The sequence below is a fragment of the Mycobacterium sp. NGS64 genome, from assembly GCF_059812245.1.
In genome coordinates this window covers 308990-330431 of record NZ_JCALCI010000005.1, presented here as the reverse complement: position 1 = coordinate 330431, position 21442 = coordinate 308990, and the positions used below count along the sequence as shown (strand labels likewise).

At 67.2% G+C, this 21442-nt stretch carries 24 protein-coding genes, 1 tRNA gene and 1 pseudogene; 15 read left to right on the top strand and 11 right to left on the bottom strand.

Going from position 1 to position 21442, the window contains the following annotated elements:
* Positions 1–134 precede the first annotated feature (134 nt).
* The 9 genes from AC5Y4S_RS23060 (at position 135) to AC5Y4S_RS23020 (ending at position 8665) form a co-directional block, all read left to right on the top strand.
* Positions 135–755 (top strand): TetR family transcriptional regulator, encoded by a 621-nt coding sequence (locus AC5Y4S_RS23060; RefSeq protein WP_500034912.1) that lies wholly within the window; start codon positions 135–137, stop codon positions 753–755.
* Positions 752–1963: a cytochrome P450 gene (locus AC5Y4S_RS23055; protein ID WP_500034911.1), complete on the top strand. Its 1212-nt coding sequence runs from the start codon at positions 752–754 to the stop codon at positions 1961–1963. The genes AC5Y4S_RS23060 and AC5Y4S_RS23055 overlap by 4 nt, the downstream gene beginning before the upstream one ends.
* Positions 1964–2788 (top strand): SDR family oxidoreductase, encoded by an 825-nt coding sequence (locus tag AC5Y4S_RS23050; protein ID WP_500034910.1) that lies wholly within the window; start codon positions 1964–1966, stop codon positions 2786–2788.
* Positions 2785–4140, top strand: a complete 1356-nt coding sequence (cyp51, locus tag AC5Y4S_RS23045) for a lanosterol 14-alpha demethylase (protein ID WP_500034909.1) — start codon at positions 2785–2787, stop codon at positions 4138–4140. The genes AC5Y4S_RS23050 and cyp51 overlap by 4 nt, the downstream gene beginning before the upstream one ends.
* 12 nt (positions 4141–4152) lie before the next feature.
* Positions 4153–4362, top strand: a complete 210-nt coding sequence (fdx, locus tag AC5Y4S_RS23040) for a ferredoxin Fdx (RefSeq protein ID WP_500034908.1) — start codon at positions 4153–4155, stop codon at positions 4360–4362.
* Positions 4363–4364: 2 nt separating this feature from the next.
* Positions 4365–4919 (top strand): nuclear transport factor 2-like protein, encoded by a 555-nt coding sequence (locus tag AC5Y4S_RS23035; protein ID WP_068128403.1) that lies wholly within the window; start codon positions 4365–4367, stop codon positions 4917–4919.
* A gap of 152 nt (positions 4920–5071) precedes the next feature.
* Positions 5072–6199 (top strand): NDMA-dependent alcohol dehydrogenase, encoded by a 1128-nt coding sequence (locus tag AC5Y4S_RS23030; protein ID WP_500034907.1) that lies wholly within the window; start codon positions 5072–5074, stop codon positions 6197–6199.
* Between the two features lie 15 nt (positions 6200–6214).
* Complete coding sequence (locus AC5Y4S_RS23025; RefSeq protein WP_500034906.1) at positions 6215–8227, top strand: oxidoreductase; 2013 nt, start codon at positions 6215–6217, stop codon at positions 8225–8227.
* Positions 8228–8242: 15 nt separating this feature from the next.
* A complete protein-coding gene (locus tag AC5Y4S_RS23020) occupies positions 8243–8665 on the top strand; it encodes a ketosteroid isomerase family protein (protein WP_500034905.1) in 423 nt (140 codons plus the stop codon).
* Positions 8666–8954: 289 nt separating this feature from the next.
* Here the strand turns inward: AC5Y4S_RS23020 and AC5Y4S_RS23015 are convergent.
* Both AC5Y4S_RS23015 and AC5Y4S_RS23010 read right to left on the bottom strand, forming a co-directional pair.
* Positions 8955–9212 (bottom strand): annotated as a pseudogene (locus AC5Y4S_RS23015) (aromatic-ring hydroxylase C-terminal domain-containing protein); the annotation flags it as partial.
* On the bottom strand, positions 9119–9766 hold the full coding sequence (locus AC5Y4S_RS23010) for a dihydrofolate reductase family protein (protein ID WP_500034904.1): 648 nt from the start codon (positions 9764–9766) through the stop codon (positions 9119–9121). The gene AC5Y4S_RS23010 and the pseudogene AC5Y4S_RS23015, both read right to left, overlap by 94 nt.
* 92 nt (positions 9767–9858) lie before the next feature.
* Between AC5Y4S_RS23010 and AC5Y4S_RS23005 the strand changes: the two genes are divergently transcribed.
* Positions 9859–10263, top strand: a complete 405-nt coding sequence (locus tag AC5Y4S_RS23005; RefSeq protein WP_068107860.1) for an HIT family protein — start codon at positions 9859–9861, stop codon at positions 10261–10263.
* On the opposite strand, the gene AC5Y4S_RS23000 is transcribed toward AC5Y4S_RS23005, so the two are convergent.
* Positions 10251–11693, bottom strand: a complete 1443-nt coding sequence (locus tag AC5Y4S_RS23000; RefSeq protein WP_500034903.1) for a sensor histidine kinase — start codon at positions 11691–11693, stop codon at positions 10251–10253. The genes AC5Y4S_RS23005 and AC5Y4S_RS23000 overlap by 13 nt on opposite strands.
* Before the next feature lie 28 nt (positions 11694–11721).
* A complete protein-coding gene (phoP, locus tag AC5Y4S_RS22995; protein ID WP_067155676.1) occupies positions 11722–12441 on the bottom strand; it encodes a two-component system response regulator PhoP in 720 nt (239 codons plus the stop codon).
* Between the two features lie 170 nt (positions 12442–12611).
* Between phoP and AC5Y4S_RS22990 the strand changes: the two genes are divergently transcribed.
* The 3 genes from AC5Y4S_RS22990 to AC5Y4S_RS22980 all read left to right on the top strand — a co-directional run bounded on the left by AC5Y4S_RS22990 (position 12612) and on the right by AC5Y4S_RS22980 (position 14472).
* Entirely contained in the window at positions 12612–13337 is a 726-nt protein-coding gene (locus AC5Y4S_RS22990; protein WP_500034902.1) for a hypothetical protein, read from the top strand.
* Positions 13338–13365: 28 nt separating this feature from the next.
* Positions 13366–13440 (top strand) — tRNA-Thr (locus tag AC5Y4S_RS22985).
* A gap of 690 nt (positions 13441–14130) precedes the next feature.
* Complete coding sequence (locus tag AC5Y4S_RS22980) at positions 14131–14472, top strand: hemophore-related protein (protein WP_500034901.1); 342 nt, start codon at positions 14131–14133, stop codon at positions 14470–14472.
* Between the two features lie 38 nt (positions 14473–14510).
* On the opposite strand, the gene AC5Y4S_RS22975 is transcribed toward AC5Y4S_RS22980, so the two are convergent.
* Positions 14511–15293: a cutinase family protein gene (locus AC5Y4S_RS22975; protein WP_500035010.1), complete on the bottom strand. Its 783-nt coding sequence runs from the start codon at positions 15291–15293 to the stop codon at positions 14511–14513.
* Between the two features lie 278 nt (positions 15294–15571).
* Here AC5Y4S_RS22975 and AC5Y4S_RS22970 point away from each other — a divergent pair, with 278 nt between their 5' ends.
* Positions 15572–15715 carry a hypothetical protein gene (locus tag AC5Y4S_RS22970; protein ID WP_500034900.1) on the top strand — a complete coding sequence of 48 codons (144 nt, stop codon included), beginning with the start codon at positions 15572–15574 and terminating at the stop codon, positions 15713–15715.
* Here the strand turns inward: AC5Y4S_RS22970 and AC5Y4S_RS22965 are convergent, their stop codons facing one another.
* The gene (locus AC5Y4S_RS22965; protein WP_068107822.1) at positions 15716–15946 is read right to left on the bottom strand and encodes a deoxyribodipyrimidine photolyase; all 231 of its coding nucleotides are present in this window, start codon (positions 15944–15946) and stop codon (positions 15716–15718) included.
* Between the two features lie 161 nt (positions 15947–16107).
* Here AC5Y4S_RS22965 and AC5Y4S_RS22960 point away from each other — a divergent pair, with 161 nt between their 5' ends.
* Positions 16108–16872 carry a DUF4383 domain-containing protein gene (locus tag AC5Y4S_RS22960; RefSeq protein WP_500034899.1) on the top strand — a complete coding sequence of 255 codons (765 nt, stop codon included), beginning with the start codon at positions 16108–16110 and terminating at the stop codon, positions 16870–16872.
* Here the strand turns inward: AC5Y4S_RS22960 and AC5Y4S_RS22955 are convergent.
* The 5 genes from AC5Y4S_RS22955 to AC5Y4S_RS22935 form a co-directional block, all read right to left on the bottom strand.
* Positions 16869–18185, bottom strand: coding sequence for a PE domain-containing protein (locus tag AC5Y4S_RS22955; RefSeq protein ID WP_500034898.1), 1317 nt, complete (start codon positions 18183–18185; stop codon positions 16869–16871). The two genes, AC5Y4S_RS22960 and AC5Y4S_RS22955, sit on opposite strands and share 4 nt — an antisense overlap.
* Before the next feature lie 147 nt (positions 18186–18332).
* Positions 18333–19112 carry an enoyl-CoA hydratase gene (locus AC5Y4S_RS22950; RefSeq protein ID WP_500034897.1) on the bottom strand — a complete coding sequence of 260 codons (780 nt, stop codon included), beginning with the start codon at positions 19110–19112 and terminating at the stop codon, positions 18333–18335.
* A gap of 88 nt (positions 19113–19200) precedes the next feature.
* Positions 19201–20076, bottom strand: a complete 876-nt coding sequence (locus tag AC5Y4S_RS22945; protein ID WP_500035009.1) for an MAP_0585 family protein — start codon at positions 20074–20076, stop codon at positions 19201–19203.
* Between the two features lie 44 nt (positions 20077–20120).
* Positions 20121–20588: a lipoprotein LpqH gene (locus AC5Y4S_RS22940; protein WP_500034896.1), complete on the bottom strand. Its 468-nt coding sequence runs from the start codon at positions 20586–20588 to the stop codon at positions 20121–20123.
* Between the two features lie 130 nt (positions 20589–20718).
* A complete protein-coding gene (locus tag AC5Y4S_RS22935; RefSeq protein WP_500034895.1) occupies positions 20719–21366 on the bottom strand; it encodes a S1 family peptidase in 648 nt (215 codons plus the stop codon).
* Positions 21367–21442: the final 76 nt, after the last annotated feature.

The following is a 21442-nucleotide window of genomic DNA, read 5'->3' as shown; positions in this document are numbered from 1 at the left end:
CCTAGTCGCCGGGCGGTCCGCGGTGCAAGGGCCGATCTCGTCGGCGGCCGCCGACCAGGGCGATATACCGCGTTAAGCTGGGTGTTCACAACTCGTGCTTGCTTCCCGTCGCCGACTTCCGATAGCGTGGACACGTGTCCAGCGATGCCCTGGTTACCGTCGCATCCCAGGCCGACCACCAGACCGGAGAGCCGGTGCGCAACCGTCGTCAGGAAGAGACGTTTCGCAAGGTGCTCGCCGCCGGCATCGAAACCCTGCGCGAGAAGTCCTACGCCGACCTGACCGTCCGCGCGGTGGCCGCCCGTGCCAAGGTCGCCCCGGCCACCGCCTACACCTATTTCTCGTCGAAGAACCACCTGATCGCCGAGGTCTACCTCGACCTGGTGCGGCGGGTCCCGTACTTCACCGACGTGAACGAAACCATGCAGGCCCGGGTGGACAAGGCGTTGCGCCAACTCGCCCTCGTGGTGGCCGACGAACCGGAGGTCGCCGCGGCGTGCACGACGGCACTGCTGTCGGGCGGCGCCGATCCGGCGGTGCGAACGGTGCGCGATCGCATTGGCGCCGAAATCCACCGGCGCATCACCTCGGCGATCGGCCCCGACGCCGACCCGCTGACGGTGTCCGCGCTCGAGATGACGTTTTTCGGCGCGCTGGTCAACGCCGCCAGCGGCGCCTACACCTACCACCAAATCGCCGACCGTCTCGGCTATGTCGTCGGCCTCATCCTGCCCCGCCCCGGAGAAGAGCAATGACCGTACAGACCGAAAAGCCGGTCTTGGATCCCTACGACTACGACTTCCACGAGGATCCCTACCCGTACTACAAGCGACTGCGCGACGAGGCCCCCCTGTATCGCAACGAGGAGCTGAAGTTCTGGGCGTTGTCGCGGCATCAAGACGTGCTGCAGGGATTCCGCAACAGCACAACGCTTTCCAACAAATACGGTGTCTCGCTCGATCCGGCGTCGCGCGGCCCGCACGCCAGCAAGACGATGTCGTTTCTGGCGATGGACGATCCCGCTCACCTGCGTCTGCGCACCCTGGTCTCAAAAGGCTTCACCCCGCGCCGGATTCGCGAACTCGAGCCCCGCGTCACCGAGATCGCGACGCGGCACCTGGACACCATGCTGGAAAAGTCCAAGGACGGCGCCGTTGATTACATCGACGAGTTCGCCGGGAAGCTGCCCATGGACGTCATCTCCGAGCTGATGGGTGTTCCCGAGCCGGATCGAGCACAGGTGCGGGCGTGGGCCGACGGCGTGATGCACCGCGACGAGGGCGTTACGGACGTGCCGCCGGAGGCCGTCGAGGCCTCGATCAACCTCATCGTCTACTACCAGGGAATGGTGGCAGAGAGGCGCAAGAAGCTGACCGATGATCTGACCTCCGCGCTGCTGGAGGCCGAGATCGACGGCGACCGCCTCACCGACGACGAGATCCTCGGCTTCATGTTCCTCATGGTGATCGCCGGCAACGAAACGACCACCAAACTCCTCGCCAACGCCGCCTTTTGGGGCCACAAGAACCCCGACCAGCTGGCGCCGGTCTACGCCGATCTGACCCGGGTTCCGCTGTGGGTCGAGGAGACGCTGCGTTATGACACCTCCAGCCAGATCCTGGCCCGCACCGTGTCGGGAGAGCTCACGCTCTACGACACCACGATCCCGGAGGGCGACGTCCTTCTGCTGCTGCCCGGCTCCGGGCATCGTGACGAGCGGGTCTTCGACCAGCCCGACGACTTCCTGATCGGTCGCGAAATCGGGCCCAAGCTACTGAGTTTCGGCAGCGGCGCGCACTTCTGCCTGGGCGCCCACCTCGCCCGGATGGAGGCCAGGGTGGCGCTGACCGAGTTGTTCAAGCGGATCCGCGGATATGAGGTCGACGAGGCCAACGCCGTCCGCGTCCACTCCAGCAACGTCCGCGGATTCGCTCACCTACCGATCACCGTGGAGGTCCGCTGAATGCCCCGCTTTGACCCGTTGCCCGAACGCCGGCCCACGATCGTCGCCGGCGCATCCTCCGGGATCGGGGAGGCCACCGCCATCGAACTCGCGGCGCACGGCTTCCCCGTCGCCCTGGGGGCGCGCCGGGTGGAAAAGCTCAACGACATCGTCGGCAAGATCAACGCCGAGGGCGGCGAGGCGGTCGGATTCCACCTCGACGTCACCGACCCCAACTCGGTGAAATCCTTTGTCGCACAGTCGGTCGACGCGCTCGGCGACATAGAGGTGCTGGTGACCGGCGCGGGTGACACCTACTTCGGCAAGCTCGCCGAGATCACCACGGACGAGTTCGAATCACAGCTGCAGATCCACCTCGTGGGCGCCAACCGGCTGGCCGCCGCGGTCCTGCCGGGCATGCTCGAACGTCAGCGCGGCGACCTCATCTTCGTCGGCTCCGACGTGGCCCTGCGCCAGCGGCCGCACATGGGCGCCTACGGCGCGGCCAAGGCCGCGCTCCTCGCGATGGTCACCAACTTCCAGATGGAACTCGAGGGCACCGGCGTGCGGGCGTCGATCGTGCACCCCGGCCCGACGAAGACGTCGATGGGCTGGAGCCTGCCGGCCGAGAAGATCGGCCCCGCCCTGGAGGACTGGGCCAAGTGGGGCCAGGCCCGCCACGACTACTTCCTGCGCGCGGCCGACCTGGCGCGAGCTATCACGTTCGTCGCCGAGACACCGCGCGGTGGCTTCATCGCGAACATGGAGCTTCAGCCCGAAGCCCCGTTGGCCGACAACAAACATCGCCAGAAACTCGCACTCGGCGAAGAGGGGATGCCGAAATGACAACCACCGCCATCGTGCCCCGGGTTTCCGGCGGCGAAGAAGAGCACGGTCATCTGGAGGAATTCCGCACCGACCCAATCGGTTTGATGCAACGCGTGCGCGACGAGTGCGGTGACGTCGGCTGGTTCCAGTTGGCCGGCAAGCACGTCATCTTGCTGTCCGGTGCCAGCGCCAACGAATTCTTCTTCCGCTCCGCCGACGAGGACCTGGACCAGGCCGAGGCCTATCCGTTCATGACGCCGATCTTCGGCAAGGGCGTGGTGTTCGACGCCAGCCCCGAGCGGCGCAAGGAGATGCTGCACAACTCGGCGCTGCGCGGCGAGCAGATGAAGGGCCACGCCGCCACCATCGAGGGCGAGGTCAAGAAGATGATCGCGGACTGGGGCGACGAGGGCGAGATCGAGTTGCTCGACTTCTTCGCCGAGCTGACCATCTACACCTCGACGGCCTGCCTGATCGGGCTGAAGTTCCGCGAGCAGCTCGACCACCGGTTCGCAGAGTACTACCACATGCTGGAGCGCGGCACCGACCCGCTGTGCTACGTCGACCCCTACCTGCCGATCGAGAGTTTCAAGCTCCGCGACGAGGCACGCGTGAAACTCGTTGCGCTGGTGCAGGAAATCATGGATCAGCGAATCGCGAACCCGCCCAAGGACAAGGCCGACCGCGACATGCTCGACGTGCTGGTCTCGATCAAGGACGAGGAGGGCAACCTGCGCTTCTCGGCCGACGAGGTCACCGGGATGTTCATCTCGCTGATGTTCGCCGGGCACCACACCAGCTCGGGAACCTCCGCATGGACCCTGATCGAGCTGATCCGCCATCCCGAGGTGTACGCCGAGGTGCTGGCCGAGCTCGACGAGCTGTATGCCGACGGTCAGGAGGTGAGTTTCCATGCGCTGCGCTCGATTCCGAAGCTGGACAACGTGGTGAAGGAAACCCTGCGATTGCACCCGCCACTGATCATCCTGATGCGGGTCGCCAAGGGCGAGTTCGAGGTCGAAGGCTTCCCGATTCACGACGGTGACTACGTCGCGGCCTCCCCGGCGATCTCGAATCGGATTCCCGAGGACTTTCCCGATCCGGACGCCTTCAACCCCGACCGCTACAACAAGCCCGAGCAGGCCGACATCGTCAACCGCTGGACCTGGATTCCGTTCGGCGCGGGCCGACACCGCTGCGTCGGCGCCGCATTCGCCCAGATGCAGATCAAGGCGATCTTCTCGGTCCTGTTGCGCGAGTACGAGTTCGAGATGGCGCAGCCCGCCGACAGCTACCACAACGACCACTCCAAGATGGTCGTCCAGCTCGCCCGGCCGGCCAAGGCCCGCTACCGCAAGCGCAGCGCGTAAGGAGTCAGTCCCATGGGCGGATTCAGGATCGAAGCGGATCTGGATTTGTGTCAGGGCCACGCCATGTGTGAATTGGAGGCGCCGGACTACTTCCGGGTGCCCAAGCGCGGCAAGGTCGAGATCGTCGACCCCGAACCGCCCGAAGACGCCCGCGACGAAGTCGAGCGCGCGGTCGCTATGTGCCCAACGCAAGCACTATTCATCAAAGAGAAAGAAGACTGACAATGACGTCGGAGCCGTCACACTCACGCGCGGAACTCGAGGCATGGGTCGACCGCTGGCTGCAGGCCAACCGAGACTGCGAAAAAGCCGGTGACTGGAAGCCGCTGGCGGATTTCTACGCCAAGGACGCCACCTACGGCTGGAACATCGGTCCCAAGGAGGACGTGATGTGCGTGGGCGTCGACGAGATCCGCGACATCGCGCTCGGCCTGGAGATGGAGGGCCTGGAGAACTGGGTCTACGAGTACCAGAAGGTGCTCATCGACGAGAAGCAGGGCGAGATCGTCGGCTTCTGGAAGCAGATCGTCAACAAGACCGACGGCACCCAGGATGAGATCTACGGCATCGGCGGCAGTTGGTTCCGCCTCAACGGCGATCAGCTCATCGAGTGGCAGCGCGACTTCTTCGACTTCGGTCACGTCGCGAAGATGTTCGCGACCCTGATCGAGTCCGGCGACCTGTCCGCGGGCATGCAGAAGCGCATCGAGCGCAGCCTGGCCGGCGAGAAACTTCCCGGCTACTACCCGCTCGGACAGGCTCCGGTACCGATATGGTGATCTCCCGACCGGTTGGTGGTGCCCCCTTGTTTACAGCCCGGTGACAAAGGTCATAATGGGCTGCGAATGAGAACACGTTCTAAATTGCCGTCCGGCACCGGCCGGTCCCTTTCACCGACACTCGGGTCAGGGCATGCTGATGGAGGTCCTTCATGAAAACAAAAGGCGCGCTGATCTGGGAATTCAACCAGCCGTGGTCCGTCGAGGAAATCGAGATCGGTGACCCGCAGGCGCACGAGGTCAAGATCCAGATGGAAGCGGCCGGGATGTGCCATTCGGATCACCATCTAGTTACCGGCGGCATCCCGATGGCGGGCTTCCCGGTGCTGGGCGGCCACGAGGGCGCGGGCATCGTCACCGAGGTGGGGCCCGGCGTGGAGGACATCGCCCCGGGCGACCACGTGGTGCTGTCGTTCATCCCGTCCTGCGGGTCCTGCCCGACGTGTCAGGCCGGCATGCGCAACCTGTGTGACCTCGGGGCGGGGCTGCTCGGCGGCGCCGCGGTATCCGACGGCACCTTCCGCATCCAGGCCCGCGGCCAGAACGTCTTTCCCATGACGCTGCTGGGCACCTTCTCGCCGTACATGGTCGTGCACCGCAGCTCGGTGGTGAAGATCGACCCGTCGGTCCCGTTTGAGGTGGCCGCCCTGGTCGGCTGCGGCGTCACCACCGGCTACGGTTCGGCGGTCCGCACCGCCGACATCCGGCCGGGCCAGGACGTCGCCATCGTCGGCGTCGGCGGCGTGGGCATGGCGGCGCTGCAGGGCGCCGTCAACGCGGGCGCGCGCTACATCTTCGCGATCGACCCGGTGGAGTGGAAGCGGGATCAGGCGCTGAAGTTCGGCGCCACACACGTCTACCCCGACATCAACGCCGCGCTGGCGGGCATGGCCGAGGTCACCTACGGCCTGATGGCCCACAAGGTGGTCGTGACGGTCGGCGAGCTGCACGGCGCCGACGTCGACGCCTACCTGAACATCACCCAAAAGGGCGGCACCTGCGTGCTGACGGCGATCGGCAGCCTGCTGGACACTAACGTGACCCTGAACCTGGCGATGCTCACCCTGATGCAAAAGAACCTGCAGGGCACCATCTTCGGCGGCGGCAACCCGCAGTACGACATCCCGCAGCTGCTGTCGATGTACAAGGCCGGCAAGCTCAACCTGGACGACATGATCACCCGCCAGTACAAGCTGGAGCAGATCAACGACGGATACCAGGACATGCTGGACGGCAAGAACATTCGCGGCGTCATCCGGTACACCGACGCCGACCGGTAATCCGACCGGTCCTCGGTGACCAGCTTTCCCCACCTCTTGGCGCCGGGACGAATCGGCGCCATGGCGGTGCGCAACCGGGTCGTCATGTCCCCGATGGAGACGATGTACGGCACCGCGGACGGGCTGCCGTCACAGCGCACTTGCGACTACTTCGCCGCGCGCGCCAAGGGCGGGGTCGGCCTGATCACGTTGGGCGCCACCGGCGTTGACCATCATCACCCCGAGACGCCGGGCGGCCTGCACCTGGCCACCGACGACGCGGTCGAGGCACACCGGGCGCTGGTCGAAGTGGTGCACGAACACGGCGCCAAGATCCAGCCCCAGATCGTGCACGCCGGGCCCGACGGGCTCGGCCCGGAGATGTTCGGCGTCACCTCGCTGGGGCCCTCGGTGATCCCGTCCTACCTCACCGGGCGGCCGTCGGCCGAGATCAGCAAGCGCCAGCTCTGCGAGGTGTTCGATCTGTTCAAGGCCGCGGCGCGCCGCGCCGTCGAGGCCGGCTACGACGGCATCGAGCTACATGCCGCGCACGGCTACATGCTGCTGGGGTCTTTCCTTGCCCCGCAACGCAATCGGCGCACCGACGACTACCGGGGCGACTCGTCCCGCGGGCGGGTGCGGGTGGTGCTGGAGGCGCTGGCCGCGATCCGCGCGGAGGTCGGCGACGCGCTGCCGCTCACGTTGCGCATCTCCGGCTACGAGCGGGTCGCGGGCGGGCGGCCTATCTACGAAACTGCGCGGCTGGCAACCGAACTCGTCACCGCCGGCGTGAGCGCGTTCCACGTCAGCGGCGGCGTGATCGACCGGCTCGTCACCGGGATGGTCAACGGCGCCGACGACGGCGACGAACTCAACGTCGGCGCCGCGGCCGCGGTCAAGCAGGTGGTCGACGTGCCGGTGATCGCCGTGGGCCGCATCCACGACCCGGTGCGGGCCGAACGGATCCTGGCCGACGGGCGCGCCGATTTCGTCGCGATGGGCCGCCCGCTGCTGGCCGACCCGGACCTGCCGGGCAAGCTGCGGTCCGGCCGGGCGCACCGGGTCCGCAAGTGCATCTCGTGCGAAAACTGCATCGATGCAGTGGAACAACGCTTCTCGGTCGACTGCGCTGTCAATCCCCGCACCGGCAGGGAGCGGGAGCTGGCCGCGCCGCGCGCCGACCGCGCCAAGCGCGTGGTGGTGATCGGCGGCGGCCCGGCCGGGCTGGAGGCCGCCCGCGTGGCCGCCGAGCGCGGCCACCGCGTCACGCTGTTCGAGCGCGGCGGCCAACTCGGCGGGGCCTTGCGGTGGGCGTCGGTCCTGCATCCGGAGAACCAACCCTTCCTGCAATACCTGCGCGAGGAGATCAAGGCCAGCACGGTGAAAGTTCGTCTGGGCCGCGGTGTTTCGGCCGACGAGGTGGCCGCGTACGCCCCCGACGCGGTCGTGGTGGCCACCGGCGGACACGTCGCCGTGCCGGCCATTCCCGGCGCCGACCTGCCGCACGTGCACACCGGTCCCGGGTTGCGCGAATTGCTCGACGGCCGACTGTTCGCCGGCCGGCGACAGTGGCTGGTGCACCCCGCAGCGTTCCGGTTGGCAAGTCGCGCGTGGATGCCGTTGGGCCGGCGGGTCGCCATCATCGGCGGTGACCTGGTCGCTCTCGAACTCGCCGAGTTCCTCGCCGCCCGTGGCCGGTTCGTGTCAATTCTCGAGGCGGGCAAGGACATCGCGCCCGAGGTGGGCAACAAACGCAAGACCGAGCACATGGATCGCCTCGACCGACTCGGCGTCACCGTGCATGTCCGCGCGGCCGTCGAACGGATCACCACCCAGGCGGTGGTGTTCACGCCGGCCGGCGGCGCCACCCGGCATCTGGCCGCCGACAGCGTCGTCATCGCCGGAACGGTCCAGCCCGACACCGGCCTGTTCGACACCCTGGTCGCCGCCATGCCGGGCGCCGAGGTGCACGCCGCCGGCGACTGCACCGGCCTCGGCCTCATCCGCAAAGCCACCGAGGAAGGCGCACGCGCCGCGTGCGCAATCTAGAGACAGGAGAACACCATGACCGAAACCGCTCAGGCCTCACCGGCACTCGCCGCGTCGCAATCCTCGTGGCGCTGCGTGCAAGCCCACGACCGGGAGGGCTGGCTCGCGTTGATGGCCGACGACGTCGTCGTCGAGGACCCGATCGGCAAGTCCGTCACCAACCCCGACGGCGACGGTGTCAAGGGCAAGGAGGGCGTCGCGGCCTTCTACGACAACAACATCGCGGCCAACCAGCTGACCATCACCTGCGAGGAAACGTTCCCGTCGAGTTCGCCCGACGAGATCGCCCATATCCTGGTGCTGCACAGCAGGTTCGAGGGTGGGTTCACCAGCACGGTGCGCGGGGTGTTCACCTACAAGGTCAACGACGCGGGCCTGATCACCAACATGCGCGGCTACTGGAACCTCGACATGATGAAGTTCGGCAAGGAGGAGTGAGGCCGCTCAGCCGATGCGCCCGAGCCCGGTGAGGTTGCCCTACTGTCAACATCTTCCGCTGGGGCCGCGAACGATCGGCGAAGGCGTCTTGTCACATCCGTCACGTTGGCCTCTGGCGGGAGGGATGCTCCTTCGTGCCCGCCTCGGAGCGACAATCCGGCGTGATCGAGTGTGCGCCTGCAGTTGTCGCTATGAGGCGGGCGCAAAGGGTGCCCGCTCCGGCGGAGACTCCTGTGGCGGGTGTGACTCCACTGCGCCGTCTGGCCGGTTGCCCGGCTAGGCCCGCTTCCTCGTCCTGCCCGAAGGCGTCGGCCGCCCAGGCGGCGTATCCGTCGGGCCGGATCAGCAGCGCGGCGCCGGGCCGATCGGCGACAGTGGTGACGACATCGACGCGTGCGTGCCGCGCTGGGGCGCTGGTTCGGGCCCGGGTCGAGCAGGTAACGCCCGCGACGCTTAGCGGCGCGTGAAGCTCAGATGCGTGACGCCGCTCGGGCTGGTCATCGACTCCATGACGAACCTTTGCTCGATGCCCTCCAGGCCCTGCCACAGCGGTTCCCCGCGCCCCAAGACGATGGGCACCACGACGACGTGCATGTGGTCGACCAGGTCCTCGGCGAGGAATTGCCGAACGCTCGACGGACCCCCACCGAGGCGAATGTCGCGGCCTCCGGCCGCTTTTCGGGCGATCTCGAGGGCTTCCGCGGGGCTGGCGTCGATGAAGTGGAAGGTGGTGCCGCCGTCCATCTCGATCGGTGGCCGGGCGTGGTGGGTGAGCACGAAGACCGGGGTGTGAAACGGCGGGTCGGCTCCCCACCAGCCTTTCCAGTCGTTGCCGCTGTCCCATGGGCCACGCTGTGGGCCGAACTTGTTGCGTCCCATGATTTCGGCGCCGATGCCGGGCTCCCACGCGCAGGCCAGGGCGTCGTCAATGCCCGTGGTCCCACCGGACTCGCCGTGCATCGCGCGGAAGGTGCGCGTCCCGAAGAACCACTCGTGCAACCGGCCGCCGGCATGCCCGAATGGCGCGTCCACGCTTTGTCCGATGCCCGTGCCGAAACCGTCGAGGGAAACCGAAAAATTGTGCACGCGCACCTTTGACATGGCGGGACTCCTCTGCGTCGATTGTCGTCGCAGGTTTGACCGTCCACACCCGCCAAACTCATCGGTCGAACGCCGAACCTATGCTGGGGGCCATGGCGTCGATCTTCACCAAGATCATCAACCGTGAACTTCCCGGCCGCTTCGTCTACGAGGACGACGACATCGTCGCGTTCCTGACGATCGAGCCGATGACGCAGGGCCACACGCTGGTGGTGCCCCGCGCCGAGATCGATCAATGGCAGGACGTCGACGGTGCGGTGTTCGCACGCGTCATGGCGGTGAGCCAGCTGATCGGCAAGGCCGTGTGCAAGGCGTTCCGGGTGGAGCGTGCCGGCCTGATCATCGCCGGGCTGGAGGTGCCCCATCTGCACGTCCACGTCTTCCCGACCCGCAGCCTGAAGGACTTCGGTTTCGCCAACGTGGACCGCAACCCGTCAGCGGAATCCCTCGATGCGGCCCAGGCCAAGATCAAGGCGGCGCTGGCTCAGCTGGCGTGAACCGGCTCCGGGGCGGGGACGTCGCTGACCCGGGGCAGCGTGACGCGGAAGCAGCACCCCTCGCCGGGGGAGGTCGTCACGGTGACGTCGCCGCCGTGCGCGCGCACCAACGAGTCGACGATGGACAGCCCGAGGCCCGTGCCGCCGCTGGCCCGCGCCCGCGACGAGTCGGTGCGGTAGAACCGCTCGAACACCCGCGACGCGTCCTGCTGACTCATGCCCGGTCCCTTGTCGGCCACTTCGAGCACCGCGTCGTTGCCCGCGGTGCCGACCCGGATGGTGACGTCGGCGCTGGGCGGGGTGTGCTGCAGGGCGTTGACGACGAGGTTGCTGAGCACCTGGCGAATCCGGGGTTCGTCGCCGAGCACCTCCGGGGTGCCGGGCCCGTCCAGGACCTCCATGGTGATGGCGCGCTTGGGGTCGATCGCCTGCGCGTCGTGCACGGCGTCGCTGGCCAGCGCGAGCAGGTCGACGCGGTTGTGTTCCAGCGGCCGCTGCACGTCCAGCCGGGCCAGCAGCAGCAGGTCGTCCACCAGCAGGCCCATCCGGCTGGCCTCGCTTTCGATGCGCGACAACAGCATCGACACGTCACGCGCGGCGCCCTGGCGATACAGTTCCGCGAAGCCGCGGATGGTGGTCAGCGGGGTGCGCAGCTCGTGGCTGGCGTCGGTGATGAACCGCCGCATCCGTTCCTCGGAACCGCGGGCCTTCTCGGCGGACGACTCCGAGGAGGCCACGGCTTGCTGGATCTGGGTGAGCATTCCGTTGAGCGCCAACGAAAGTCGCCCCACCTCGGTTCGGGGATCGCGTTCCGGGACGCGGCGGTCCAGCTGGCCGGCGGCGATGTCGGCGGCGGTGTGTTCGACCTCGGTCAGTGGCCGCAGACTGCGGTGCACCACAGCGAAGCTGGCGATCCCGACGACGGCGAGCACCGCCACGCCGATGCCGATCTGCAGCCAGACCAACGAACTGAGGGTGTGCTGCACGTCGGAGAGGTCGACCGCGACCGTCGTCAGGCCGTGCGGCCCGCGCACCGACACCGCACGCCACTGGATGTCCGAGCCGTTGACCGAGGGCAGCGTCGTCGGATTGGGTCCGACGTCGTTGTTGGGCGGCAGCGCCGGTTCGGCGTTGCGGTCGTTGATCGCGGTGAACGGGGTGCCGTCGGTGCCGACGCCGCGCACGTAGAACTTGGAGGGCGGGCGGCCGGGATCGGGGCCCTCGTACGGCGGGGGCGACTGCCGCCGCGGGGCCTGCGCCCAGCTGCGCGACGCGTCGAGCAGCGTCTGGTCGATGCGGCTGATCAGGCTGTGCCGCAGGATCGAGGTGACGGCCAGACCGGAGACCGCCAGACCGCAGGCCACCAGGAGCAGGGTGGCGGCCACCAGGCCCACCCTGAGCGGCAATCCGCGTCGAACCTTATTCGGCATTCCCATCTTCCTCGCTACCGCTCGCCGCTCAGCGCGGCTCCCGCAGCACGTAGCCCACGCCCCGCAGGGTGTGCAGCAGCCGCTTCTCCCCCGTATCGATCTTGCGACGCAGATACGACACGTAGGACTCGACGACGTTCACGTCGCCGCCGAAGTCGTAGCGCCACACGTGGTCGAGGATCTTCGGCTTGCTCAGCACGGTGCCCGCGTTGATCACGAAGTAGCGCAGCAGGGTGAACTCGGTGGGCGACAGCGACACCGGTTCGCCGGCCTTCCACACCTCGTGGGTCTCCTCGTCGAGTTCGATGTCGGCGAAACTCAGGCGGGCGTTGCGCGGTTCGGCCCCGCCCTTGCCGGCGCGCCGCAGAATGACCCGTAGCCGGGCGACAACCTCCTCGAGGCTGAACGGCTTGGTCACGTAGTCGTCGCCGCCGAGCGTCAGGCCCGCGATCTTGTCCTGCAGGGAGTCGCGGGCGGTCAAGAACAGCGCCGGGGCGTCGATGCCGTCCGCGCGCAGCCGCCGCAGCACCCCGAAGCCGTCCATGCCCGGCATCATCACGTCGAGGATGACCGCGTCGGGGCGGGCGTCACGGGCGCGATCCAGGGCCTGGGCACCGTTGGTGGCCGTGTACACCTCGAACCCCTGGAACTTCAGGCTGACGGAGAGCAGTTCGACGATGTTGGCCTCGTCGTCGATCACGAGGACGCGAGCTTCCGGTTTGGATCCGCTTTGGCTGGGCGCTGTCATGAGGTCACTTCTGTCCTTCGCTTGAACCCTTATTTGGAGAATCCTTTTCGATTATTGTGTGATTCCTGAAAGCTCGATGCCAGTCGTCTGCTAACAGTCTGCAAAGAATCATGGTATGAGCTTGGAACGGCTGGGTTCGCGCAGGGGTGGCGCGAATAGACTCTGAAGACATGAACTTCGCCAAGGGAATCGTGTCGATCGCGACGGCCCCCGCACGGGTTGGGCTGGCCGCGGCCGACGCGGGCTTGAACGTCGCTACCGCGGCGGTGGGGGTGGCGAAGCGCGCGCTGGGCGACGCCGGGGACTCCGGGGCCAACGCGATGGCTTCGATGCTGGGCATCGACGACGCGATCACCCGCGCCAACCGGCTGGCCCGGCTTCTGGACGACGACGCACCACTGGGCCGCGCCGTGGCAACCGACGGGCCGCTGGACCGGTTGCTGCGCCCGGGCGGTGTGGTCGACATGCTGACCTCGGAGGGCGGTTTGCTCGACCGGCTGACCGCCGAGGGCGGCGGCTTACAGCGCGCGCTGCAGCCCGGCGGGCTGGCCGACCAGCTGCTGTCCGAGGACGGGCTGATCGACCGGGTGCTGTCGGAGGACGGGCTGGCGGACCGGCTGCTCGCCGAGGGCGGCCTGATCGACAAGCTCACCGCAAGGAACGGTCCGCTGGAACAGCTCGCCGACGTCGCCGACACCCTGGCCCGGCTGACGCCGGGGATGGAGGCGCTGGAGCCGGCGATCGCCACCCTGCAGGACGCCGTCGTCGGCCTGACCATGGTGGTCAACCCGTTGAGCAACATCGCCGACCGCATTCCGCTGCCCGGACGCCGCATGCCGCGGCGCTCGTCGTCGCGGACGGTGCGCTCAACGCGCATCATCGAAAGCGACGAGTGACCCGTTAGGCTTGCACCCTGATTGCCCCGCCTCCTTAGCTCAGTGGTAGAGCACTCGCCTTGTAAGCGAGCGGTCGTCAGTTCAATCCTGACAGGGGGCTCCAACTCGGCGCCATTCTACTGCAGAAGCACTACTGACTGACGTCGCAAGACTGTCGGGCGCCCGGCATCATCGATGAGCCGATCTGGTTTCGTTTCACTGGCGGGGGGACGCGGGTAAAGAGCTTTGGGGCGCGCGGCAAGCCCGCCCCGTTTCGCGCTTACTCAGCCCGCGGCGGTCATGATGGCGGCCTCCGAGGGCATCCTTTCCACCGGTAGAGGTGACGAAAATGCGTAAACCACCAATCATCGCTGCGGGGCTGGCGCTGGTGGCCCTGGCATTCAGCGCCGGGGTAGCCCAAGCAGACTATGTGGATCCGGACCCGAATGATCCCGGCCTCCAGTCCAACTGGCCTTGCGGCGTGACGGTCGGACCGGTGACCACGAACACGGGATTAACGGTCATTGGAGTACGCGGCGGCAAGCCGTGCCCACCGCAGCCCGCACCGGCTGAACAACACTAACCGTTCCGCTAGCTCGTTTGATGACACGCACGGTGAGACGCCCACAGATAATGCGTGCTAGGCCGCCGTCGTAAGCGAGCGGTCGTCAGCTCAATCCTGACAAGGGCCTCATTCCTCGAGATCAGATTTCTGAAGCTTTTAGCGCAATGACGAGGCTGCTAGCGTCGCGAAGAAAGACGGCTCGTGGTCGGGCAGCGGGTTAATGGTGCATCGGTAGGAAGGCGCACGAAAATGGCCAAACACTCGCCGGCAAGACTGGTTGTCGTGGTTTGCGCTCCCGCGTTGGCATGGACGACGGGCGCGGGGGTCGCGTCCGCAGACCCAGATCTGACTCCCCTGATCAATACGACCTGCACTTATTCGCAGGCGGTGGCGGCGCTGAACGCGGCTTCGCCCGATGGTGGCGCGGAGTATGCCGCTTCCCCGGAGAGGCAGACCTGGCTACATGCATTTCTCGACGGAGGGGCTGAGCAGCGCCGGCAGCTGATCCAGCAGCAGGCGGCTCAGGTCAACCAGTACGCTGGATACCTAGTGACGATGGCCAACACCTGCAAAAACTATCCAGCCGGCTAACGGCGGGATACGAGCACTCCAATTCCCAAGCAGCGCTGTCAGAGATGACTCACAGCGAACGCTGCGGCGTCGTTGGTCATCCCGTTCGTGCTGTACATGAGGTGTGCGAGTCCCGGCTGAGGGTTGGGGACACCAGAGCAGATATCGTCGCCGGGGACGCACAACTCGATGGTCTTGGGCGCGTAGAGCGGGCCGATCCTGATGGGCGGCGCGCCGTAGCTGCTCAGGAACTGGTCCGAGGGCTTTCCGAACAGTGTGACTGCGGCGACGTGGTTAGCGATCTGGGGCGGCATCGGTTTGGGTACGTACGGTAGGTACTCGGCAGGTACTTCCTTCGGTACGGAAGCCGAGGTGAGGAAACCCGCGATGACTGCGCCTTGGGAGTAGCCGCCGATCACCATCCTGGTGTTCGGACAGTTCGCCGCCGTGGACTCAACGTGGTCCCTCGCGTTGTAGATCCCGTTCATGACGGTGCTGAGGAACGGTAGGGCGGCTTGCAAATCGCCCGCGGGAGGAAAATCGCCGCTCGCTGGATAGTCGACCCCGTATACCCCGATTGACCGGTTGCCGGCTTGCGCGCGCAGGGAGTCGACAAATGCCTGGCCCACCGCGCCAACGCCGGGTGGCTCGTAGGTGCCGCGCGCGAACACGACGTCAATGTCGGGGCATGGTTGGGCGGACGCGGACGGGACGGGTGTCCCCAGCAGCGCCGCGCAGGTCGCGAGAACGCCGGCCCCAACGAAACGAACGATCTGGCGGGCGCTGACGAGAATCAGCAGGCGAGGCGCCCGCTCAGTTTGTATTGGTTTCCTGGCTTTCATTTGCACCCCACAGTGTCGCGGCATCCCCCGACCCGTGGCTTCGTTAAATGCTGCCATACCGAGCGGGGAAATACTCCCGCTGTCAGCAAAATTTGTCGCCCCGATAGGCCGGCTCCGCTGATATGCATGACCTCGCCTTGCCCCGGGTCGTGTCGGGCTTGCGCCGAGGCGGCGGCCCGGCGAATCATCACAGCTGGCATGAGCGGTCACATCGGCGTTAATGGTTGAGCGTGACGCTAAGGCGTGTTGACGAGTTGAAGCCCGGAGACAGGATCCGCATGAAGATTGGGCATGCCACCGTCGTAGCGACCGAGCCCCTCGACGACGAGCGAACCCTGATCACCTTCCTCTATGGAACACAAGGGCCTGCCGACAACTCGCTCACCGTGGATGTCTTGGAAGACGACGAGTGGGGTTGGTAATCACGACTTTTTCGACGGAATGACAATGACGACGATCAGCGTCAGGATCGAGAAGAACAGCCCGAGCAGGCCCCAACCGAGGGCGCTTCGACCCTTCATGCCGGCGATCACGGCGCACACGATGGCGGCGATGATGCTGCCGATCGCGACGAAGATGCCTTTGATCCCCCTGAGGATGATGCCCGCGGCCTCGGGCTGTTGTGCCGCGGCAAGGACAACGCTGTGCAACATGATGCCTCCTCGATAAACGACACAGTCCGGAAGTGCGCCGATCTGACCGGATAGATACCCAACCGGGCGAGCAACCATGCCAGGAGCACGGACGACTGGAGTAGTCCGGCCGGTAGCGGGTAGCCGGTGCCCAAGGGTTTTTTCGGTCTGGAGGTCACGCGATGCCGGTTACCGCGGGTCACGTTCCCGGCATGACGTCGGGCTTGCGCCGGGTCCCCATGGACCCGGGCCGCTTCCACAGCGGGCGTTGGTTCCTGCTGGCCGAGGGTGTGCTGGTGAGCGCCTTCGGCATCGCCGGGTTGGTCTCCGCGGCCTTGCATCCGCACGCCGGACCCACCGGCACCCCCGTGCTCGGCCTGACGTCGACCCCGCTGCACAGCGGCCTGCTGCTGGCGTTGGGGGTGGTGGCCGTCGCGGCCGTCGTCCATCGCCGCGCGGCGGTGACGGTCACCGCGATCAGCGCGGTGGGCTACACGATGCTGTTGTTTTTCAGCAGTGTCGCGACGGCGCGCAGCGTACCGACGCCGATGGGCTTCCACGCCGCGGACGTCTTGCTGCACGGGATTCTGGCGGTGGTCAACCTGGGCCTGCTGATGTGGCTGATTCCCGACGAGCTGGGAGACGAGGTCTGGGCGCCGCGACGGCAGGGGCGCCGCCGCGAGAAGCGCCGGAACCCGGCGCCCGAGGCGGTCACCGCGCCGGCGTCGAGCACACAGAAGCCGGGCGCTCCAATAGCCATGCCGAAGTCAACCGAGCCGCCGACCAGCGTTCCCGAACCTCGCGAGCCGTCGGGGAGCCAGGCAACCCAGGAGCGCTCTGCTCACGGCGTCGAGACAAATGCGGTGCGATCACACCGCGCCCTGGCCGTGGCGATCCTGGCGGCCGCCGTCGCCGTCATCGCCGTCTGGCTACGCCGCGGTCACTAGAGCAAACCGGTCAGCTCGGCGGTCAGCCCACTGACACTGGTGTTGGTTACGGCATGGATCAGGTCGCGGCCCACCGCGACCGGGAAGTGAACCGTCGCCGCGGCGACCTCGTCGACACCGTTCTGCACCGCGCCCGTGATCGTCGCCGGATCGCCGGTGCCAAGGGCTGTCAAGCTGTTCCACGCCGCGAATTGCGGCGCCGTAATCAGGTCGCGCACGTCGACGAAAAGCTTGGTCGGTAAGGTCGGCGGCCCTACCGGCACGCCGTCCCAACTGACCAGCGACCAACCGCCCTGGGGACTGCCCTGCACCACGACCACGCCGGTGTTGGGCAGCGGGTGGGTGAGCATCAGCAAGGGATCGGGATTGTTGACGTTCATCAACGTGCCGACCTCGATCGCGAACTCGCTGGAGAACGCGACGTCGGTGATGTGGCCGTTGCCCGGGTTCACGACGGGGTTCGTCATGGCGGTGCCATACATCGTCTGCATCGCGTTGGTGAACCCCTGGTCGAAAACGATGCCGTTGATGTGGGCCGAGCCAGGGCCGAGCATCGGCACGATGGGGAATCCGAGCGTCCACGCCAGCGGCGCAACCAAATACATAAGGCCCTGAGGGCTGATGTCTGGTGCGCCGTCGAAGACGCCGGCACTGATCTCGTTGAGCCCGGCCAATATTGGCACGTTGTTCATGCCGGCGAAGAACGCGGTCTGCTGGACCCTGGTCAGCTGCGACTCGAAAACCCCCGCGTAGTTACCTTGCGCCCCGAGCGCGGTGCCGATCGCCGTCGCCTGTTGCACGCCCAGCGGCGTGAGGGGCAATCCGGGCACGGCCGTGTCAATCAGGTTGGCGGCGTTCCCAACTGACTGCCCGTGCCGCACGAAGTCGATGACGATCGGCTGCTGGTTGCCGCCGGTGCCGAACAGCGCCTGGTCGATCGCGCTTCCGAACGGGCTATTGGCCCAGGCCCCGGTGATCGTGTTGAGCGGAGCGTTGAGGAACGTCCGCAGCTCGCTGGAGAGGCTGGCGGCGTTGACCGCCTCGGTGGCCGTGTACGACGACGACGCCGCGGTCAACGTCTGCACGAACTGCTCGTAGTACGTCGTGGCGCGCGCCGCCGCCGCCTGATAGTCCTGGGCGTGCGCGCCGAACAGCGCCGCGATGGCCGCCGACACCTCGTCGCCGCCCGCCGCCGCCAGCTCGGTCGTCGGAAAGGCCGCGGCCAGGTTGCCGGCGGTCACGTCCGAACCGATGCGCGCCACATCGGCCGCGACCGTCTCCAATATTTCTGGCAGAACGAGCACAGATGACATTCGCCTAAACCCCCCGGTTTGGTTTTGAGTACTAGCCATCATGGAGCGCGACGGGCGACGGTGTGGTCGATTTCGACCAATCGCCGGCACGCGAAAGTGCAACTACCGACGCGTTTCCCGAGTGGACCCTGCTGTCGCGGCGAAGGCTTACCGACGAAGCTCCTTGCGCAGAAGGAACGCCCGCATGTGCTGTTGCGGCTCGCCGGTCAGGAACGCCAGACCGAACTGCTCGATGCTGTCCTCGAAGGCCCCCTGAACGGTCATGTCGAACCAGCTGTTGAGGAGGCGCTTTTGTTGCCGGACCGCCTGCGGGCCGAACCCGCTGAGCTTGGCGCCGAGCTCGGCGATGCGGGCGTCGAGGGCGTCGGCCGCGACGACCTCGTGCACCAGGCCCCAGGCGGCGGCAGTGTCGGCGTCGATCGTTTCACCCGTGAGCAGCAGCCAGGTCGCGTGCGAAGCCCCGATCAGCCTCGGGATCAACGCCGCGTGGATGACCGACGGGATGCCGACCGCCACCTCCGGCATCCCGAATTTGGCACCCGCATCCGCGATGCGCAGATCGCACGATGCCGCGACTTCCAACCCGCCGCCGAGGCACCAGCCCGCGAGCCGCGCGATGACCGGGACGGGGCAGTCGCGGATGGCCTCGCACAGCCCCGCGAGCCGGCGGATGAACGCTTCCGCGCTGGACCGGTCGAGGGTGACCATCTCGTTGATGTCGGCGCCCCCGATGAACGCCCTTTCACCGGCTCCGCGCAACACGACGACCCGCACGTCGCCGTCTCGGCTGACGGCGCCGAATGCCTCGGTCAGCGCCTCGATGGCGCCGGTGCCGATGATGTTCAGCGGCTTGGAGTTGATCAGCTCGATGGTGATCGAGCCGCCATCGCGACTGAGCCTGACGAATCGGCTGTCCGTCGTGTGCATGCTCTACGCCTACACGAGTCGCGGGGAAAGGTCAGCAACTAAAAAGCCGCCCCGGCGCGGGCCGGGGCGGCTTCAAAGGGCCCAAACGTCAGTACAGCGGAACCCAGACGCCGAAGAACCAGTAACCCCAACCGCCGTAGTACCAGTTGAAGACCGGGAAGACGGTGAAGGTGTTGTACTCGAACGGGCCGAAGTCGGACCGGGCGTAGACGACATCGCGTGGCGGGCCGTCCCAGGGGCGGTTCCACCCGCCGGGAGGCGGCGGGCCGTCCCATCCGCCGGGGGGCGGCGGGCCATACCAGCCGGGCGGGGCGTGGTGCGGGGGTGGGCCGTCGTTCCAGCCCCACCCGCGCGCCGGCGGCGGAGGTGGCGCGCCGCGGCCGACGATGCTGAATTGGACATCCCCGGCTGGGCCGCCGATTTCCGCGCTCGCCGTGACCAGGTCGCGGCGCGGCACGTAGGGCGGGTGGGGCGGCTGCGTGCTCGGCGGGTTGAGCGCCGGGCGCGCCTCCCGGCCGGACGGCGGGGTGGTTTGGCCGCTCGCCGGTGCGGTGGTTTGTGCGCTCGGCGGCGTCGTCTGCCCGCCCGGCTGGGTGGTCTCCGTCCTCGGCGGCTCGCTCCCTCGAGTCCACGACGGGTGCGTGCTTGGGGCGGCCGGCGGCTCGCTGGATTGGGTGGCCGGCGCCTGCGTGCTCTCGGTTGCGGGCGGCTGCGTCGAGTGCGTCGCCGGCGGCTGGCTTTGGGTGGCCGGCGGCTGGCTTTGGGTGCTCGGCTCATGGGTCTGCGGCGGGTTCTGCGGCGGATTCTGCGGGGCCTGCGTCGCTCCGCCGCCACCACCACCGCCGCCGTGGCAGTTCGGGCACGGCGGCGGCGGGTCCAGCGGCGCCGAGCTGGCGAACCCCGGGTTCAGGGCGGACATGCTCAGCCCCGCCGCGACCGCCGCCGCGCTGACGATACGTTTCATAGACATTTCAGTGCGTCCCCTTTGGTGGGTGTAGATCGCCTGCGCTACGGGCAGGTCACGTCCAGTTCGAATTGCTTGGTCACCGTTTTCGGCTGCTGCGGATTGCTCATATCGGTGCCGGTCGCGGTGCCCTTGATGGCGTAGGACTTGCCGTTAACGGCAGCCCCTGCGTTGCTCGCTTGGTTGGGGGCGGCGTCGGAAAAACCGAGCGCGATCCCGTTGACGCTGCCCAGTCCGACCGAATGGACGATCGGCGGATTGTCGTTGCTGACCACCGCCCCGACCCCGGCCGTCGGGTCGCCGATGCCGATGGTGGTGACGCCGTTGGCTGAGTTGCACGTGACTTGGCCGCTGACGTTCTGGTTTTGCCCGTCGACAACGACCTGAGGTCCGGCCGCCGCCGGCGCGGAACTCGATGACGCTCCCGTGCTGGACTTGTTGCTCGAACAGCCGGCGCATGCCGCGACCGCGACGGCCACGCCCGCTACCCCAACCACGATCCCACGCTTCACTACTGATCTCCTTGGTGTCGCTGGTTCGTACCTTTTCGTTGACAGGCTCCAATAGACGGGAGCTGACGAACGCCGCTCCGGCGGATACCCGTTCCTGCAATTTGCAAACGCCAGTTCTCAGGCCGCGGCCTCAGGGCAGGACGTGCAGGCCCCACCTGCCAAGCAGCGGATCCACGAGCGCGAAGTACGTCGTGTAATCGTCGTCATCGGGCGACGACATCAAGAGGCCGACGGCGCTTACGGTGCCGTCCGGGTTCTTCACGAAGCCGGGGCTGCCGCTGTCCCCGTTGAGGCTGTACACGCTGGCTTCGACGACATCGCCCTCGATGCCCTTGACGGCGCCGCACGTCTCACCGGTGACCGCGCCGACCTTGCAGAACGGCATGCCGACCTGAATCTGGTTCGCGCTCAACACATCCCGGACCACGTACCTGCCCCCGACGTGGCCCACCGGCGTGCCGACGCTCGGATTAAGCCGGATGATCGCGGCGTCCCTCGTGTCGGCTTCGTGCTCGCTGGCCGTGATCCGGCCCAGCGGCACGTTATCGCCGTAGGTCCATGCCGAGCCGTCGTGCGCATCGCAGTGCCCGCTGGTCATCAGGTAATAGCTACCGTCGTTGCCTTGAGCCGCGAAACCCGCTGTGCACCTACTGCTTTCATCTTCGACTTTGATGCCCGGCTCCACACCCGGATTTGCCCACGCCGGGTTCGCCAAGCACGACGCGGCAACGACGACGGCACCGACCAGCCCCAACCCCCGCAACCACCGCACGGCCACGCCGCCTCTCTTCTCGTGTAGGGCAGCATGTTAACAGCGCGACCGCGGGTCCGCGCTACGAGCTGACGGTGCGACG